General features: G+C 74.1%; 15 protein-coding genes. 9 read left to right on the top strand and 6 right to left on the bottom strand.

Annotation, left to right across the window (positions count from 1 at the left end; translation table 11 throughout):
• Positions 1-132: 132 nt before the first annotated feature.
• Positions 133-1,404, top strand: a complete 1,272-nt coding sequence (locus ADL22_RS30830; RefSeq protein WP_066987371.1) for an acyltransferase family protein — start codon at positions 133-135, stop codon at positions 1,402-1,404.
• 184 nt (positions 1,405-1,588) lie between these two features.
• Here the strand turns inward: ADL22_RS30830 and ADL22_RS30825 are convergent, their stop codons facing one another.
• Positions 1,589-2,626, bottom strand: coding sequence for an aldo/keto reductase (locus ADL22_RS30825; protein WP_066987368.1), 1,038 nt, complete (start codon positions 2,624-2,626; stop codon positions 1,589-1,591).
• A gap of 9 nt (positions 2,627-2,635) precedes the next feature.
• Entirely contained in the window at positions 2,636-3,154 is a 519-nt protein-coding gene (locus ADL22_RS30820; RefSeq protein ID WP_234430920.1) for a MerR family transcriptional regulator, read from the bottom strand.
• A gap of 192 nt (positions 3,155-3,346) precedes the next feature.
• On the opposite strand from ADL22_RS30820, the gene ADL22_RS30815 reads away from it, so the two are divergent.
• Positions 3,347-4,168, top strand: coding sequence for a serine hydrolase domain-containing protein (locus ADL22_RS30815; protein ID WP_066987366.1), 822 nt, complete (start codon positions 3,347-3,349; stop codon positions 4,166-4,168).
• Positions 4,169-4,235: 67 nt separating this feature from the next.
• On the opposite strand, the gene ADL22_RS30810 is transcribed toward ADL22_RS30815, so the two are convergent.
• On the bottom strand, positions 4,236-4,910 hold the full coding sequence (locus ADL22_RS30810) for a pirin family protein (RefSeq protein ID WP_079064561.1): 675 nt from the start codon (positions 4,908-4,910) through the stop codon (positions 4,236-4,238).
• Positions 4,911-4,968: 58 nt separating this feature from the next.
• Between ADL22_RS30810 and ADL22_RS30805 the strand changes: the two genes are divergently transcribed.
• The 5 genes from ADL22_RS30805 to ADL22_RS30785 all read left to right on the top strand — a co-directional run bounded on the left by ADL22_RS30805 (position 4,969) and on the right by ADL22_RS30785 (position 9,980).
• Positions 4,969-6,153 (top strand): PucR family transcriptional regulator, encoded by a 1,185-nt coding sequence (locus ADL22_RS30805; protein WP_066987363.1) that lies wholly within the window; start codon positions 4,969-4,971, stop codon positions 6,151-6,153.
• Positions 6,154-6,242: 89 nt separating this feature from the next.
• Positions 6,243-7,199 carry an ACP S-malonyltransferase gene (locus tag ADL22_RS30800; protein ID WP_066987359.1) on the top strand — a complete coding sequence of 319 codons (957 nt, stop codon included), beginning with the start codon at positions 6,243-6,245 and terminating at the stop codon, positions 7,197-7,199.
• A gap of 13 nt (positions 7,200-7,212) precedes the next feature.
• Positions 7,213-8,259 (top strand): ketoacyl-ACP synthase III, encoded by a 1,047-nt coding sequence (locus ADL22_RS30795; RefSeq protein WP_066987356.1) that lies wholly within the window; start codon positions 7,213-7,215, stop codon positions 8,257-8,259.
• 109 nt (positions 8,260-8,368) lie between these two features.
• Entirely contained in the window at positions 8,369-8,617 is a 249-nt protein-coding gene (locus ADL22_RS30790) for an acyl carrier protein (RefSeq protein WP_066987353.1), read from the top strand.
• A gap of 76 nt (positions 8,618-8,693) precedes the next feature.
• Entirely contained in the window at positions 8,694-9,980 is a 1,287-nt protein-coding gene (locus ADL22_RS30785) for a beta-ketoacyl-[acyl-carrier-protein] synthase family protein (RefSeq protein WP_066987351.1), read from the top strand.
• Positions 9,981-10,053: 73 nt separating this feature from the next.
• On the opposite strand, the gene ADL22_RS30780 is transcribed toward ADL22_RS30785, so the two are convergent.
• Both ADL22_RS30780 and ADL22_RS30775 read right to left on the bottom strand, forming a co-directional pair.
• Complete coding sequence (locus tag ADL22_RS30780; RefSeq protein WP_066987348.1) at positions 10,054-10,944, bottom strand: NAD(P)-dependent oxidoreductase; 891 nt, start codon at positions 10,942-10,944, stop codon at positions 10,054-10,056.
• 92 nt (positions 10,945-11,036) lie between these two features.
• The gene (locus ADL22_RS30775) at positions 11,037-11,531 is read right to left on the bottom strand and encodes a DUF3145 domain-containing protein (RefSeq protein WP_066987345.1); all 495 of its coding nucleotides are present in this window, start codon (positions 11,529-11,531) and stop codon (positions 11,037-11,039) included.
• 325 nt (positions 11,532-11,856) lie between these two features.
• Between ADL22_RS30775 and ADL22_RS30770 the strand changes: the two genes are divergently transcribed.
• Complete coding sequence (locus tag ADL22_RS30770) at positions 11,857-12,795, top strand: SGNH/GDSL hydrolase family protein (protein WP_199836410.1); 939 nt, start codon at positions 11,857-11,859, stop codon at positions 12,793-12,795.
• 195 nt (positions 12,796-12,990) lie between these two features.
• Positions 12,991-13,695: a DUF4097 family beta strand repeat-containing protein gene (locus tag ADL22_RS30765; RefSeq protein ID WP_066987342.1), complete on the top strand. Its 705-nt coding sequence runs from the start codon at positions 12,991-12,993 to the stop codon at positions 13,693-13,695.
• On the opposite strand, the gene ADL22_RS30760 is transcribed toward ADL22_RS30765, so the two are convergent.
• Positions 13,682-16,237 (bottom strand): beta-glucosidase family protein, encoded by a 2,556-nt coding sequence (locus ADL22_RS30760; protein WP_079064559.1) that lies wholly within the window; start codon positions 16,235-16,237, stop codon positions 13,682-13,684. The two genes, ADL22_RS30765 and ADL22_RS30760, sit on opposite strands and share 14 nt — an antisense overlap.
• Between the last annotated feature and the right edge of the window lie 17 nt (positions 16,238-16,254).

Genomic DNA, 16,254 nt, shown 5'->3' with positions numbered 1-16,254 from the left:
ACGCCCGCCCCCCCGCCCGCCCCGCCCCCCCCCCGCCCCCCACCCCCCCCCCCCGCCCCGCCCGGCCCCACCCCAACCCACCGAGCCCCCAGCCCGCCAACCCACCACCCGCCACCCGCAGAAGGACGCCCTATGACCACCGCGACCCCCGTCCGCCCCCGCCCGGCCGCCGGGCGCCCGCCGCGCACCGTCCGCGCCCGCGTCGGCACGGCCGTCCGCACCCTCGACGCCCGCACCCCCGCGCACCGCGACCGGGCCCTCGACGGCCTGCGCGCCCTCGCCCTGCTGGCCGTCCCCACCGGCCACTGGCTGCTCGGCGGATTAACGCTCGACCCCGGGGGCGCGCTGCACAACGCCAGCCCGCTGACCGCCCTCGGCTTCCTCGCCCCGGCGAGCTGGCTGCTCCAGATGCTCGGCATCTTCTTCCTGGTCGGCGGGCACTCCGCGGTGCTGTCCCTGCGCGGCCACGCCACCCGCGGCGGCACCACGGCCGGCTGGCTGCGCGGCCGGATCGCCCGTCTGGGCCGCCCGGTCCTCGGCGTCACCGCCGTCTGGGCCGCGCTGGTCCCGCTGCTGCACGCGCTGGGGGTGCCCACCGCGACGCTGCGGACGGGCGCGACGCTGGTCATCCAGCCGCTGTGGTTCGTCGGCATCTATGTGGTGGTCACCGCGCTCACGCCGTACTGCGCCGCGGCCGCGCGCCGGGCCGGACTGTGGAGCGCGCTGCCGCTGCTGGCCTCGGTCGCCGTCGTGGACTTCCTGCGCTACGGGCCGTTCGCCGCGGCCGTGCCATCCTGGCTGAGCCTGCTCAACCTGCTGCCCGGCTGGCTGTTCGCGTACCAGCTCGGCGTGTGCTGGGGCGAGCGGCGGCTCGGCCGGCGCGCCGCGTGGACGCTGCTGCTGGGCGGCGCCGCGCTGTTCGCCGCGCTGCTGCTGTTCTTCCACTACCCGGCGAGCATGGTCGGCGTCCCCGGTCAGGACCGCACCAACTCGCATCCGCCGTCGCTGCTGGTCCTGGCGCTGGCCGCGGCCCAGTCCGGGGCGGCGGTGCTGCTCCGGGACCGGCTGGCCGCGCTGCTGCGGCGGCCGGCCCTGTGGGCGCCGGTGGTCGTGGTCAACCTCTGCGCGATGACGATCCTGTGCTGGCACCAGACGGCGATGTTCGCCGCGGCCCTGCCGGCCTCGTTCGCGGGCGCCGTACCGGGCCTGACCACCGCGCCCGTCTCGCTCGGCTGGATCGCGGCCCGGCTGGCCTGGATGCCGCTGTTCGCGGTGCTGCTGATCGCCATCGGGCGGGCCACCCACCGCTTCGAGGCGCCATGGACGGGAGCCGGGCGGGCCCGCCGGGCCCTCGCGGCGGTCCTGGCGGCCGCTTTCGCGGCCTTCGCCCTCGGGTACGCGTAACGGCTCGACGGCATACGCCCAACGGCCCGGAGGCCGGATACACGCAACGGCCCGGAGGCGCGCCCCCGTTGGCCGCGAGGCCGGCCTCCCGCCCCGGTAGGCCGTATGGCAACAACCCCGGCCTACGGGACGGGAGCCCGGGGGCGCACCGCATCACACCGGCGCGCCCCCGCACACCCCCGTCCTACTCCCGGCCGGCCGACGTGAACCGCATATCGGCGTACCGCTCGCCCGCCACCTTGCCCGCGATCGGCTCCAGCCGGGCCAGCTCGTCCGCGGTCAGTTCGATACGGGTGGCGGCGGTGTTCTCCTCCAGCCGGCCGCGCTTGCGGGTACCCGGGATCGGGACGACCGCCAGTCCGTGCGCGGCGGCCCGCTGCTGCACCCAGGCCAGCGCGATCTGCGCGGGCGTCGCGTTCCGCGCCTCGGCGATCTCGCGGACCGGCTCCAGGAGGGCGGCGTTGGCGGCCGCGTTCTCGCCGGTGAAGCGGGGCTGCTGGCGCCGGAAGTCGTCGGCGGCCAGCTCCTGCTCGGCGCGGACGAAGGCGCCGGTGAGGAAGCCGCGGCCGAGCGGGGAGTACGGGACGAGCGCGACGCCCAGTTCGGCGGCGGCCGGGACCACGGACTCCTCGATGTCGCGGCTGAACAGCGACCATTCGGACTGGACGGCGGTGATCGGGTGCACGGCCTGCGCGGCGCGGAGTTCGGCGGCGGTCACCTCGCTCAGGCCCAGGTACTTCACCTTGCCCTCGGCGACCAGTTCGGCCATCGCGCCGACCGTCTCCTCCAGGGGGACGGACTCGTCGCGGCGGTGCATGTAGTAGAGGTCGATCTGCTCGACGCCCAGCCGCCGCAGACTGCCCTCGACGGCCTGGCGGAGGTAGGGGCGGTCGTTGCGGATGATGCGCTTGGTGGGGTCCTGCGGGTCGTTGGCGAGCGCGAACTTGGTCGCCAGCACGATCTCGTCGCGGTGCGCCCGGACGAACGGCGCGAGGAACTTCTCGTTCTCGCCGTCGCCGTAGACGTCGGCGGTGTCGAAGAGCGTGACGCCCAGCTCCAGGGCGCGCTCCAGGGTGGCGCGCGCCTCGTCCCCGTCGGTGGGGCCGTACGCCCAGCTCATGCCCATGCAGCCCAGGCCCTGGACGCCCACCTCCGGGCCGCCGGTGCCCAGCTGGACGGTGCCGATCGCGGTGCCGGCGGGGTTGCCCTGTTCGTTCGTCATCTGTGCCTCTCAGGCCGTCCCGGACGCCCGCCGGGCGTCCGCGTAGATACCGATCTTGTAGTCGAGGACATCGAGCGTGCTGCGCAGTTCGGCGATCCGCCGGCGCACGTCCTCGCGGTGCTCGGTGAGCAGCCGCTCGCGTTCGGCGAAGGTGCTCTCGCCCTCCCGCACCAGCTCCGCGTAGCGGACCATGTCCGCGACCGGCATGCCGGTCAGCCGCAGCTTGGAGACCAGGTCCAGCCAGTCCAGATCGCGGTTGGTGAAGCGGCGCTGCCCGGTGTGGGTGCGGTCCACGTGCGGCATCAGGCCGATCCGCTCGTACCAGCGCAGGGTGTGGGCGCTCAGGCCGGTGTGCTCGGCCACCTCGCTGATGGTGTAGCGGTCCTGGCCGGTGGGCCGCGGGTGGAGGCCGCCGGCCCCGCAGCCGTACGGCGCGGCCGGCCGCTCCCAGGGGCGCACCCCGTCCGGCAGGCCCGCCACGGCCGGGTGGCCGGCGTCCTGCTCCCGCTGCGTCATCGTCGCCGTCATGCCGCGTCGTCCCCCTACTCGTCCCCGGGCGCGCTGCTGCCGTCCCGGTTGCCGTCGCGCCGCCGGTTTTCCGCCGGGCGCCTCTCGACGTGCTCAACGCTAGAGAGTTGGAGTGCACTCCAGGCAAGCCGTTCCCGGGGACGGTCTTGACCGGAATTTGAAGCCGCGGGGGCACACCGTAGGCTCGGGGCCATGCAGAGCCTGGGGATGATCGAGAACTGGCCGGTGCCCACCGCCGCGGCGGCCGTCGTACGCGCCGACGGCTCGGTGGCCGGATCCTACGGCCCGACCGCGCACCGCTTCCCGCTGGCGTCGGTCACCAAGCCGCTGGCCGCCTACGCCGCGCTGCTCGCCGTCGAGGAGGGCGCCGTCGAGCTGGACGAGCCGGCCGGCCCGGAGGGGTCCACGGTCCGCCATCTGCTCGCGCACACCTCGGGCCTGGCGTTCGACGAGGCGCGCCAGGTGGCCGCCCCGGGCACCCGCCGGATCTACTCCAACGCCGGTTTCGAGGCGCTCGGCGACCACCTCGCCAAGGCCACCGGCATCCCCTTCCCCCAGTACGTGCGCGAGGCGGTGCTCGCCCCGCTGGGCATGACCGCGACGGAGCTGGCCGGCTCGCCCGCCAAGGACGGCGTCTCCACCGTCGCCGACCTGGTCCGCTTCGCCGCCGAGCTGCAGGCGCCGCGGCTGCTGGCGCCGCAGACCCTCGCCGAGGCGACGCGGGTGGTCTTCCCGGGCCTGACCGGCGTGCTGCCGGGCTACGGCCACCAGAAGCCCAACGACTGGGGTCTGGGCTTCGAGATCCGCGACGGGAAGGCGCCGCACTGGACGGGCGCCGGCTCCTCACCGCGCACGTTCGGGCATTTCGGGCAGTCCGGAACGTTCCTGTGGGTGGACCCGGAGGCGGGCGCGGCCTGTGTCGCCCTCACCGACCGGGACTTCGGCCCGTGGGCGATCGAGGCGTGGCCGAAGCTCACCGACGCGGTCCTGGCCGAGCTGGCCGGACATCGCTGACGCCCCCGGTAGAGCCGGGGGCGCCCGGAGCCGGCGGACGGCGCCCGCCCGGCACCGGCGCGCCGTCTCACCCGTACACCGGCTCGGCCCCCGTCTCCCACACCAGGCACTCGGCGCCCTCCGCCCCCTCCGGTGCCAGCAGCTCCAGCCCTTCGGCGTCCCGGATCCGCGCCGCGTCCCCGGCCGCCAGCTCCTCGCCGCCGAGCCGCACCGCGCCCCGTACGACGTGGACGTAGACCCGCGCGGCAGCCGGGACGGCGGCGCGCCCGCCCGCCCGGAGGCGGTGGACGTGCAGCACGGCACCGGCCGACGGCAGCGGGTAGCCGCCGGTGAGCCCGCGCACCACCTCGTAGCCGGGCTCGCCCCCGGGGGCCAGGGGTGCCAGCCACATCTGGACGAAGCGCAGCGGCGCCGCGCCGTCGTTGCGCTCGACGTGCCGGACGCCGCCGGCCGCGCTGAGCCGCTGGAGGTCCCCGGGGCGTACGGTCGTCTCGTGGCCCGTGGTGTCCCGGTGGGTCAGCTCGCCCTCGACGACCCAGGTGACGATCTCGGTGTCCCGGTGCGGGTGCTCGGCGAAGCCGGCGCCGGGCGCCAGCCGCTCCTCATTGCAGGCGATCAGCGCCCCGAAGCGCAGGTTGTCCGGGTCGTAGTGGGGTCCGAAGGAGAACGCGTGCAGCGTCGCGATCCCGGCGTCCGCGTCGCCGCCCCGATAGCGTTCCCCGCCCCTGCGCACCTCGATCATCGGCCCACCGTAGCCCCACCGCTCCACCCCCTCATCCCGATAGGGCAGGCTTGGTCCCGTGTCTGAACCCGCATCGCGCGACGCGCACCCGCACTCCGCGACCCTCCGGCGGCTGGAGAACTCCTCCGGCACGCTGGCGGCCGCGGCGATCTCCCGTATGGACGCCACGCTGCCGTGGTACCGCGCGATGCCCCCGGAGAACCGTTCCTGGATCGGCCTGGTGGCCCAGGCCGGTATCGCCGCGTTCACCGAGTGGTTCCGGCATCCGGAGACGCCCCAGGCCATCAGCACCGACGTCTTCGGGACGGCGCCGCGCGAGCTGACCCGGGCGATCACGCTGCGGCAGACCGTCGAGATGGTCCGCACCACGATCGAGGTCATGGAGGCCGCGATCGACGACGTCGCGGCCCCCGGCGACGAGTCGGTGCTCCGCGAGGCGCTGCTGGTCTACGCCCGCGAGATCGCCTTCGCCACCGCCCAGGTCTACGCCCAGGCCGCCGAGGCGCGCGGCGCGTGGGACGCCCGCCTGGAGTCCCTGGTGGTCAACGCGGTGCTCTCCGGGGAGGCCGACGAGGGCGCCGTCTCCCGGGCCGCGGCCCTGGGCTGGAACGCCCCGGAGCACGTCTGCGTGGTGCTGGGCACGGCCCCGGACGGCGACAGCGAGCTGACCGTGGAGGCGATCCGGCGGGCCGCCCGGCACGCCAAGCTCCAGGTGCTGACCGGCGTCCTGGGCAGCCGGCTGGTGGTCATCGCGGGCGGTTCGGACAATCCACTCAAGGCGGCCAAGGCGCTGATCGGGCCGTTCGCCGCCGGCCCCGTGGTGGCCGGCCCGGTGGTCTCCGACCTGCTGGCCGCGACCCGCTCGGCACAGGCCGCCGCGGCCGGCCTGCGGGCCTGCGCCGCCTGGCCGGACGCCCCCCGCCCGGTGCTCGCCGATGATCTGCTGCCGGAGCGCGCGATGGCCTCCGATCCGGTCGCGCGCGAGCAGCTGGTGGAGGAGATCTACAGACCGCTGGAGGAGGCGGGGTCGGCGCTCCTGGAGACGCTGAGCGTCTATCTGGAGCAGGCGAGCAGCCTGGAGGGCGCCGCCCGGATGCTGTTCGTCCACCCCAACACCGTGCGCTATCGGCTCCGACGTGTGACAGACGTCACCGGCTGGTCACCGTCGGATGTCCGCTCCGCGTTTACGCTGCGTATCGCCCTGATTCTGGGGCGTCTCGCAGACGGTGAGGCCCAGCCCTAGACTTTTGTCGGACACCAACAATTCCCCCGATGGTTCTTCGTCCCTGTCCCCACGGGCGGGCGGGACCTCCCACAAGAGAGAGTGTGAGGGTGCTCGTACTCGTCGCTCCCGGCCAAGGCGCTCAGACGCCCGGCTTCCTGATCCCCTGGCTCGACCTCCCCGGAGTCGAGGACCGGCTCCGCGAATGGTCCGACGCCATCGACCTGGACCTCGTCCACTACGGCACCAAGGCCACCGAAGAGGAGATCCGCGACACGGCGGTGGCCCAGCCCCTGCTGGTGGCCTCCGCCCTGATCTCCGCCCGGCAGCTGTTCCCGGCCACCGGCGACGTCGCCTCCCAGGTGGGCGCGGCGGCCGGCCACAGCGTCGGTGAGCTCGCCGCCGCCGCGCTGACCGGCACCCTGACCGACACCGAGGCGCTGACCCTGGTCCGCCGCCGCGGGCTGGCCATGGCCGAGGCCGCCGCGGTCACCGAGACCGGCATGGCCGCGCTGCTGGGCGGCGCCGAGGACGTCGTGCTGCCCCATCTGGAGAAGCTCGGCCTGACCCCGGCGAACGTCAACGGCGCCGGCCAGATCGTCGCCGCCGGCACCGCCGAGCAGATCGCCGCGCTGGTCGAGAACAAGCCGGAGGGCACCCGCCGGGTCGTGCCCCTGAAGGTGGCCGGCGCGTTCCATACTCACCACATGGCACCCGCCGTCTCGGCCCTGGAAGCCGCGGTCGCCGAGCTGTCCCCGGCCGACCCGCGCACCCGGTACGTCTCCAACAAGGACGGCCAGGTGGTCACTTCCGGCCAGGACCTGATCGAGCGGCTGGTCGGCCAGGTCGCCAACCCCGTTCGCTGGGACCTGTGCATGGAAACGTTCCAGCAGCTGGGCGCCACCGCGCTCATCGAAGCCGCCCCCGGCGGCACCCTCACCGGCCTCGCCAAGCGCGCCCTGCCCGGTGTCAAGACGCTCGCCCTGAAGACGCCCGACGACCTCGGCGCGGCCCGCGAGCTGATCGCCACCGCGGCGGACGCCGCGTCCGCAGCCCCGGCCGAATAGGAGTCCGCAGCGCATGACCTCGAAGATCAAGCCCGCCAAGGGCGCCCCGTACGCGCGGATCATGGGTGTCGGCGGCTACCGCCCGACCCGTGTCGTGCCCAACGAGGAGATCCTCAAGCACATCGACTCGTCCGACGAGTGGATCCGTTCGCGGTCGGGCATCGCCACGCGCCACTGGGCCGGTCCGGAGGAGACCGTCGCCACGATGGCGGTCGAGGCGTCCGGCAAGGCCATCGCGGACGCCGGCATCACGCCCGAGCAGATCGGCGCGGTGGTGGTCTCCACCGTCTCGCACTTCAAGCAGACCCCGGCCGTGGCGACCGAGATCGCGCACCTCATCGGGGCCGGCAAGCCCGCCGCGTTCGACATCTCCGCGGGCTGCGCCGGCTTCGGCTACGGCCTGACGCTGGCCAAGGGCATGATCACCGAGGGCTCCGCGGAGTACGTCCTGGTGATCGGCGTGGAGCGGCTCTCGGACCTGACGGACCTGGAGGACCGCGCGACGGCCTTCCTGTTCGGCGACGGCGCCGGCGCGGTGATCGTCGGCCCGGCCAAGGAGCCGGCGATCGGCCCGACGGTCTGGGGCTCGGAGGGCGACAAGTCCGAGACGATCAAGCAGACCCTGTCCTGGGACGTGTACCGCACCACCCCGGTGCCCGGTGGCAGCGGCCCGGAGGAGCGGCCCGCCCCCGAGGCGATCCGGTACCCCGCCATCACCCAGGAGGGCCAGGCGGTCTTCCGGTGGGCGGTGTTCGAGATGGCGAAGGTCGCCCAGCAGGCGCTGGACGAGGCCGGCGTCAGCCCGGACGACCTGGATGTCTTCATTCCGCACCAGGCCAACATGCGGATCATCGACTCGATGGTGAAGACTCTGAAGCTGCCGGAGAGCGTCACGGTCGCCCGCGACGTGGAGACCACCGGCAACACCTCGGCCGCCTCCATTCCGCTCGCCATGGAGCGGCTGCTGGCGACCGGTCAGGCCAAGAGCGGGGACACCGCGCTGGTCATCGGCTTCGGGGCGGGTCTCGTGTACGCCGCGACGGTCGTTACCCTCCCCTAGGACAAGATCTGCGCAGCGCGGTACCGAGCAGGACGTACCGGCCGCTGTGCGGACCTTCACCGCTTCACCGTAAACAAGCAGTTTCCGCCAAATAGAAGGAGCGCCACTCATGGCCGCCACCCAGGAAGAGATCGTCGCCGGTCTCGCAGAGATCGTGAACGAGATCGCCGGTATTCCCGTCGAGGACGTCCAGGTGGACAAGTCCTTCACCGACGACCTGGACGTGGACTCGCTGTCCATGGTCGAGGTCGTCGTCGCCGCCGAAGAGCGCTTCGACGTGAAGATCCCGGACGACGACGTCAAGAACCTCAAGACCGTCGGCGACGCGACCGACTACATCCTCAAGCACCAGTCCTGATCTGGCGCAGCGCATGTCGCCACCCCGCGGTGGCGCCGTCGATTCAGACCCCTCTACCCGTGGAGTAAGAATTCCCGTGAACGCGACCAATCGCACCGTGGTCGTCACCGGTATCGGCGCAACCACACCGCTGGGTGGCGACAGCGCTTCGACCTGGGAGAGCCTGCTCGCCGGCCGGTCCGGCGTCAGCGCCCTGGAGCAGGACTGGGCGGCCGAGCTGCCCGTGCGGATCGCCGCGCAGGCGGCCGTGGACCCGTCCGAGGAGCTGCCCCGCGCCCAGGCCCGCAAGCTCGACCGTTCGGCGCAGTTCGCGCTGATCGCGGCCCGTGAGGCGTGGGCGGACGCCGGCTTCACGGCCAAGGCCGGCGAGCCCGACGCGGCCGCCGGTCCGGCCGGCTCGGTCAACCCCGACCGGCTGGGCACCGTCATCGCGTCCGGCATCGGCGGCGTGACCACGCTGCTGGGCCAGTACGACGTCCTCCGGGAGAAGGGCGTCCGCCGCGTCTCCCCGCACACCGTGCCGATGCTGATGCCCAACGGGCCGTCGGCCAACGTCGGCCTGGACGTCAACGCCCGCGCCGGTGTGCACACCCCGGTGAGCGCCTGCGCCTCCGGCTCGGAGGCGATCGGCTACGCCATCGAGATGATCCGTACGGGCCGCGCCGACATCGTCGTCGCGGGCGGTACGGAGGCGGCCATCCACCCGCTGCCGATCGCCGCGTTCGGCAACATGATGGCGATGTCGAAGAACAACGACGACCCGCAGGGTGCCTCCCGCCCGTTCGACACCGACCGCAACGGCTTCGTCCTCGGTGAGGGCGCCGGCGTGATCGTCCTGGAGTCGGCCGAGCACGCCGCCAAGCGCGGCGCCCGGGTCTACGCCGAGGCGGTCGGCCAGGGCATCTCCGCCGACAGCCACGACATCGTGCAGCCCGAGCCGTCCGGCAACGGCATCGCGCACGCGCTGCAGAACCTCCTCGACAACAGCGACCTCGCCGCGTCGGAGATCGTGCACGTCAACGCGCACGCCACGTCCACCCCGCAGGGCGACCTGGCGGAGCTGAAGGCGCTGCGCAAGGTCTTCGGCGACGACGTCGACCACATGGCGGTCTCCGCCACCAAGTCGATGACCGGCCACCTCCTGGGCGGCGCCGGCGGTGTCGAGACCGTCGCCGCCATCCTGGCGCTGCACCACCGGACGGCCCCGCCGACCATCAACGTGCAGAACCTCGACCCGGAGGCGGACGCGGACATCGTCCGCGACGAGCCCCGCGCGCTGCCCGCCGAGGGCCGGATCGCGGCGCTGAACGACTCGTTCGGCTTCGGCGGCCACAACGTGGTCCTCGCCTTCCGCACGGTCTGACCCGTATACCGCGTACGAGGGCCCGCCCGGTCGTCCTGACCGGGCGGGCCCTCGCCGTGCGCGCGGGCGCCCGTCAGCCGTCGAAGCTGGCGTAGTACGCGGCCGCGCCGTCCTCGCCGCCGTGGCCCTGCTCCTCGGCCCGGCGGAAGCGCTCGGCGACCGCCAGCGCCAGGTCCGAGCGGACGCCGGCCCCTTCGGCGGCGTCGGTGATCAGCCCGGCGTCCTTGCGCCCGGCGGAGACGGTGAAGCTCGGCGCGAGGTCGCCGGAGAGGATCAGCTCCGACTTCATCCGCAGGTACGGCATGTCGAGCGGGCCGCCGGCGACCGCCGCCAGGAATTCCCGCGGGTCGACGCCCAGCCCCTTGGAGAGCGCCAGCGTCTCACCGGTTCCGGCGATGACGGTGAGCACCCAGTTGTTGACGACGATCTTGAGGCGGCTGCCGGCGCCGCTCGCCGCGTCCTCACCGACCCACTGGGTACGGCTGCCGACCACGCCGAAAACCCGCTCGGCGCGGTCCCGCAGCTCGCGCGGCCCGGCGGCGAGGACGGTCAACTCCCCCTTCTCGGCGGGGGCCTTGGTGCCCAGTACGGGGGCGTCGACGAGGCGCAGGTCCTGTTCGGCGGCGAGGCGGACCAGCGGCTCCAGGGCCGCGGGGCCGACCGTGCTCATCTGGAGCCAGAGGGTGCCGGGCGCGAGCCCCGGGGCGGCCTGGCGCATGGCGTCCAGGACGGCGGGCCCGTCGAGCAGCATGGTCAGGACGGCGTCGGCGCCGTCCACGGCCTCGGCGGGGCTGCCGGCGACCCGGGCGCCCTCGTCGGCCAGCGGCTCGGCCCGGGCGCGGGTGCGGTTCCAGACGCGGACGTCGAGCCCGGCGCGGAGGAGGTTGCGGGCCATCGCCGCGCCCATGATCCCGGTGCCGAGGACGGCCACCGAGCGGAGGTCGGAAGTGGTGTTGTCAGCCATGACGGCACGCTAGGGGGTGGAGTGCGCTCCAGGGCAACTCGGGGGGTGTGTCGGGCCCCTGGGGCGGTGGGGCGTACTGGCGCCCGGCTCGCTCACACGACTTGGTGCAGCCAGCGCACCGGGGCGCCCTCCCCCGCGTAGCGGAAGGGCTCCAGTTCGTCGTCCCAGGGCTTGCCGAGCAGCTTGGCGACCTCGGCGGCGAGTTCGGTCTCGCCGCGCGCGGAGCGGGCCACGGCGGCGCGCAGCCGGTCCTCCGGGATCAGGATGTCGCCGTGGATACCGGTGACGGCGTGGAAGATGCCCAGATCCGGGGTGGAGCTGTAGCGCTCGCCCTCGGCGGTGGCGCAGGGTTCGGCGGTCACCTCGAAGCGGAGCAGATGCCAGCCGCGCAGCGCGGAGGCCAGTTTGGACGCCGTCCCGGCCTCGCCCTGCCAGGACAGCTCGGCTCTCCACGTACCGGGGGACGCCGGCTGGCGGATCCAGTCGAGGTTGACGCGCACCCCGAGGACGCCCGCCACCGCCCATTCGACGTGCGGGCAGAGCGCGCGCGGGGCGGAGTGGACGTACAGGACTCCACGTGTCGTCACCGGGACCTCCGTTGCGGATCGAGGTTCGCCTTCCCCAGCGGCCTCGTGCCCGTTCCGGTCGCGGCCGGGACAGCTGTCCACATTCTGCCCCAGTGATCACTTCGGCACCAGCACGCGAGGTGACCTACAGTAAACACCACTAGGCGGAATTTGCCGCAAAAGGGACAGGAAATGACGTGTTGTAATTTGTCTGTGCCGACTGCACAGGCCACTTCGGGTCACCGCCCGGCAGGCACGGGGCCAAGCTACCGCGCGGCGCCGGACCGGACGTGACGTACCGTCGGTACCCGAAGAGATATCACTCGCACGCCGGAGGGGACAGGGGATGACGATGACCGATCGGCCCGTTGACCCCCTGCGCCGCCGCACCGCCCGCGCCGCCCTGGCCTCCGCGGCCGCCTCCGGGCTGCTGGCCGCGCTCACCGCCTGCGGGGGCGGCTCCGCTCCCCAGGGGCGCCACCCGGGCCCGTCGCCCACGGTGAAGCAGGCCCCGGCCTGGCGGACGGACCCCTCCTCGATCGCCGCGCTCGGCGACTCCATCACCGTCGGCTTCGACGCCTGCACGGTGCTCTCCGACTGCCCGGAGGTCTCCTGGGCCACGGGCACCAGCCCCAAGGTCAACAGCCTGGCCCGCCGGCTGCTGAAGAAGGACCCGGCCGCCCACAGCTGGAACTACGCCCGCACCGGCGCCCTGATGAGCGATCTGCCGGAGCAGATCACCGAGGCCGCCGCCCGCCGGCCGGACCTGGTCACGATCCTGATCGGCGCCAACGACGCCTGCCGCGCCGACGTCCGGGCGATGACCTCGCCGGCCGCCTTCCGCGCCGGTTTCGAGCGGTCGATGGCGGCGCTGCGGCGGTCCCTGCCGCGCACCCAGGTGTACGTGGCGGCCATCCCCGACCTGCTCCGCCTGTGGTCCGAGGGGCGCAAGAACCCGCTCGGCAAACAGGTGTGGAAGCTGGGCATCTGCGGCTCGATGCTGCGCGACCCGGACGATCTGACCCAGCCCGCCCAGGACCGCCGGTCCCAGGTCCGGGAACGGGTCATGGCCTACAACGAGGCGCTGGCGGAGGTCTGCGCCAAGGACGCGCGGTGCCGGTTCGACCGCTCGGTCTTCGACTACCGCTTCACGGGGCAGCAGTTGAGCACCTGGGACTGGTTCCACCCGGGCCTGAACGGCCAGCAGGAGCTGGCGGACCTGGCGTTCCGCACGATCACCCGCAAGGAGAACCCCCTGGAGGGGGCGGCGGCACCCGCCGGGTGACGGCGGCCGGTCCGGGGCGGTGTCAGGGGAACCCTTAAGGGAGCGCCGGTTCCGCTCATACCCTGCGGTGAGGGGCAACGTCATACCGTGCGGCGACGCCGGGGCGGCACGGGTCCGAGATGATGATTGCCGAGCGGATCCGGCCCGGCCCCGCTCCGGTCCCGCACCGCTGCCCACTTCCTCGGGGGATTCACCATGGCCCGTCTCCGCCCCGCCCATCTCGTCCTGTCCTGCGCGGCGTTGGCCCTGCTGACGACCGGCTGCTCCGTGCACCTCGGCGGCCCCGACCACACCACCGAGCAGACGTACGGCGTGGGCGGCACGATCACCGCGCTGTCCGCCTCGACGCACGGCGGCGACATCGAGATCGTGCCGGTCGAGGCCGGCACCCAGGTCAAGGTCACCGAGAAGGCCCGCTACGACGACAGCAAGCCCAAGACCACGCACGAGGTCAAGGACGGCCGGCTGACGCTGACCGCCGACGACGGCTGCGGCTTCGGCCACCGCTGCGTGGTGGGCTACCGCATCCTGCTGCCGCGCAACGCCTCGGTCGATCTGCACACCAGCGGCGGGGACATCACCGTCCGCGGCGCCTCCGGCGGGATCACCGCGCAGACCAGCGGCGGCGACATCACCGTCGAGGACACCACGGCCCGCACCGCCAAGGCCAAGACCAGCGGCGGCACTGTGGAGATGACGCTGGGCGCGGTGCCCGACGACGTCTCGGGGCGGAGCAGCGGCGGCGATGTCACGATCCGCGTCCCGAAGGCCCTCTACGCCGTCGACGCCGGGACGGCCGGCGGGACCCGCAAGGTCTCCGTCCCCACGGACGAGGAGTCGTCCCACAAAATATCCGCCCGGACGAGCGGTGGGGACGTCTCGGTGCTCACCCGGAAGTGAGCTGCGCGGCCAGCCGGATGTCGGTACTGCTGCGCGCCGCCTCGACGGTGTAGCCGCCCGGGATCCGGCGCCAGCCGCCGTCCGCCTCCGACCAGACCTCGAACGCCCGGTCCGGCAGCGGGATCTCGGCCTCGGCGCGCTCTCCGGGCCCGGCCTCGACGACCGCGGAGCCGGCCAGCCAGCGGTCCGGCCGCTCCGGTGCGCCGGGGGCTCCGCCGGCCGGCGCGAGGTAGATCTGGACGACCTCCCGCCCGGCGCGCCCGCCGGTGTTGCGGATCCGTACGCGCACGGAGCCGGGCGCGGTCTCCAGCGCCTCGTACTCCCAGTCGGTGTAGCCGAGGCCGTGGCCGAAGGGGTAGGCCGGGGCGGTCCCGGCCCGCTGCCAGGCCCGGTAGCCGATGAACAGCCCTTCGGTGTACGGCAGCGTGCCGTTGGCCGGGGTGACGGTGGTGACCGGCGCGTCGGCGAGCCGGGCCGGCCAGGTGGTGGGCAGCCGCCCGCCCGGTTCGTGGGTGCCGAGCAGCACGTCCGCCAGCGCCGCCCCGGCCTCCTGGCCCGGGAACCAGCTCAGCAGCACCGCGGGCACCCGCTCCCGCCAGGGCAGTTCCACCGGCGAGCCGGCGTTGACCACCACGACGGTGCGGGGGTTGGCGGCGGCGACCCGGGCGACCAGTTCGTCCTGCCGGCCCGGCAGCCGGAGATCGGCGCGGTCGAAGCCCTCCGACTCGACCTCCTCGGTGGTGGCGACGACCACCACCGCCACGTCCGCGCCGGCCGCCGCGCGGACGGCTTCCTCGATCTCGGCGTCCCCGTCGAGCCGCGGCTCCGCGTGCCCGAGGGCGAAGTTCAGCGCGTCCAGCCCCTCCTCCGGCCCGAGCCCGTCCGGCACGAAGCGCAGGGTGACGGGCAGCTGCTGACCAGCCGTCAGTTCTGCGGTGAGGCGGTGCTCGGCAGGCTGCATGAACGCCTCGAACGGGTCGTTCCCCTGCCCCGCCGGCCCCTCGCCGTCGAAGAGCACGGTGCCGCCCACGGTCAGCCGCAGCCGCCCCGCGCCGGCCACGGCCAGGGTGTGGGTGCCGGTGGTCCCCGTGGTGAAGGTCCCGGTGAGTTCGACGGCGTGCAGGTCCTGGCGGGTGACGCCGTCGGGGAAGCTGCCGAGCGCCTGCACCCGGCCGTCGAACTGCGGGGTCTCGGCGAGCAGCCGGCCCTCGGCGGTGAGGTAGCGGGCGCGCAGGTCGAAGCCCTCACGGGCGTGCGGGATCCGGGTGCGCGGGTCCGCCCCGGTGGCGAAGACGACCTCGACGTCCTCCGGCAGCGCGGCCCGCAGCCCCTCCAGCGGGGAGACGATCCGCGCCGGAAAGACGGTCGCCGAGCCTCCGCCGAGCACCCGGGCGTCCCGGGCGGCCGCGCCGATGACCGCGACCCGCCGCAGCCCGGAGACGGCCAGCGGAAGCAGCGGGCGATCCGGCCCATCCGCCCCGTCCGGCCCGGTGGGCACGCTCTCGTTGCGGAGCAGGACGGTCGCGCGGCGGGCCAGTTCCCGGGCGACCGCCCGGCCGTCGATGCCGCGCGGCACGTCGTCCGGGTCCACCGCCGGCGGCACCCCGTCCAGGCAGCCGGTCCGCGCGGCGAGCAGCAGCACCCGGCGGACCGCGGCGTCCACCTCCGCCTCGTCGACCTCGCCCGCGCGCACGGCCGCCGCGAGCGGGGCGCCGAAGACCGTGCGGGGCCCCGGCATCGCCACGTCCAGGCCGCCGCGCAGGGCCCGTACGGTGTGCCGGGCCGCGGTCCAGTCGGAGACGTTGCAGCCGTCGAAGCCCCATTCCCCGCGCAGCACACCGGCGACGAGGTCGCGGTGCTCGGTCATCGTCACGCCGTTGACCTGGTTGTAGGCGGTCATGACGCCCCAGGGGCGGGCGTGGCGGACGATGTACTCGAACGGCGCGAGATAAAGCTCGCGCAGCGGGCGCGGGGCGATGCGGTTGTCGACCGTGAGGCGTTCGGTCTCGGCGTCGTTGCCGACGAAGTGCTTCACCGTGGCCGCGACGCCGCCCTCCTGCACCCCGCGCACATAGCCGGCACCGATCACGCCGGTCAGCAGCGGGTCCTCGGCGTAGCACTCGAAGTGGCGGCCGCCGAGCGGCGAGCGGTGCAGATTGACCGTCGGCGCCAGCAGGACGTGCACCCCCTTGCGGCGGGCCTCCTGGGCCAGCAGCTGCCCGGCCCGGCGGGCCAGTTCCGGATCCCAGGTGGCGGCCAGGGCGGTGGGGCTGGGCAGTGCCACCGAGGGGTCCTCCGCGGTCCAGTGCCGCCCCCGCACGCCGACCGGCCCGTCCGACATCACCAGCGACCGCAGCCCGATCGCGGGCACCGCCGGCAGCGACCACATGTCCTGCCCGGAGAGCAGCCGCGCCTTGGTGTCCAAGTCAAGCCTGGCAAGGGCCTCTTCCACCACCGCGGAGTAGTCCCGCCCCCCGTCTCCGCCGTGGGCACCCGGCACGGCATGCGCCCCCGCGCCCCGGACATGCGGCTGGTCGGTCATATACAGCGCTCCCTTGC

The organism is Streptomyces sp. NRRL F-4489 (genome assembly GCF_001509485.1).
Taxonomy (GTDB): Bacteria; Actinomycetota; Actinomycetes; order Streptomycetales; family Streptomycetaceae; genus Streptomyces.
Note: the sequence above shows the minus strand (reverse complement) of the source record. Positions and strands in the feature narration are given on the sequence as shown.